The organism is Vibrio sp. 1874, from assembly GCF_033344395.1.
GTDB lineage: Bacteria > Pseudomonadota > Gammaproteobacteria > Enterobacterales > Vibrionaceae > Vibrio > Vibrio alginolyticus.
Window position 1 is genome coordinate 1 of record NZ_JAWPOR010000102.1, and the last position, 1,270, is coordinate 1,270.

A 1,270-nucleotide genomic window follows, 5' to 3' on the forward strand; every position below is an offset into this window, starting at 1 on the left:
GAAAGCGTTGTTTTCAGGTTTGCGATGTTGCTTTGGTATTGAGCAATCGCGCTGTTTTCGCGTTCCAAGTTAAGCAGCTTGATAGACGCCATTGGATCATCAGACAGTTTAGCCAGTCGCTCACGTGTCGACATTTGTTGAAGTACTTTCCCAAGGCCTGCGCTGTTGCTCTGCAGGCTTTGCAGCATCATTTGGCTGAATTGGTTATCACTGATTCGCATCTGGGTTTCCTCTAGAATAACTGCAATACAGAGTCGAACAGCTGGTTCGCCGTACTGATCACTTTCATGTTGGCATTGTGCGCGTTAGCAAACGTCATCAAGTTCGCGGCTTCTTCATCGCTGTTCACTGCACTTACGTTGTCGCGAGCGGTATGCGCTTGCTTGCTCATTGCCAGTTTTGCTTGGTAATCCGCATCGGCCTGACGCGCTTTGATCGCCGTTTGGCCAACCATTGAGGTAAAGGCATCGTTCAAGCTCACTGAGCCGTAGCCCGTTACCGCAACCGGTTTGTTACTCAAATCAATCAAAGATTTAAGAACATTCGCGTTACCCGGCGTACCATCGCTTGAAAACGCCAATTCTTCCGCGCTCAAATCTGTGATGGTTAAACTTGCCGCTGGGTTATCAGGGTCGTAGTTAAACAGTGGTTTGCCAGCATTGCCTTTCAAGTCTTTACCTGTAGCAAGTACCGCGTTGTACTCATCTGCCAGAGCTTTTGCCATGTCATCAAGCGCCACTTGGTTTGGCTTTAGAACGTCGGTTTGGTAATCGTTGATGGCACCCAACTTACCCCCGACCGAATCGCCAATAGCGAAGCTTTGATTAGCAAAATTCACGTGCAGATCCGCAAGATACGGATCGCTTGGATCAGGAATCGCAGACAGTTGACCAAAGTCCGAGCCCATGACTAACGGCTGACCAGAAACCAACGTCACCTGCATGCTGCCATCCGGTTGATCGGTTGTTTTCACTTCGATCACTTGTGACAGCTCACCGATCAGCTTTTCACGCGTGTCCATCAATTGAGCAGGGTTACCGCCTGTACCTTGCATTTCAACGATTTGCTTGTTCACGTGAGCGATGTTCGACATCAGACTGCTTGCATGAGACAGCGCAGCGGTGCGCTGATCATTCATGTCTTTATGTTGGTTGTGCAAAGACTGAGTTAGTGTGTTGAAGCGTCGAGCCAATGCTTCTGATTCATTGATGATTTGCTGGCGGTAAGGCATCGATTCTGGCTTCACTGTCGCGTCGTTAAGCGCGGCGTT

1 protein-coding gene and 1 pseudogene are annotated in these 1,270 nt (G+C 49.3%); both read right to left on the reverse strand.

Annotated elements, in window-relative coordinates:
• A pseudogene (locus tag R8N46_RS24845) lies at window positions 1–221 on the reverse strand (flagellar hook-associated protein 3); the annotation flags it as partial.
• Between the two features lie 11 nt (window positions 222–232).
• Window positions 233–1,270, reverse strand: a 1,038-nt coding sequence (flgK, locus tag R8N46_RS24850) for a flagellar hook-associated protein FlgK (RefSeq protein ID WP_318189729.1), incomplete at its 5' end; no start/stop codon positions are given.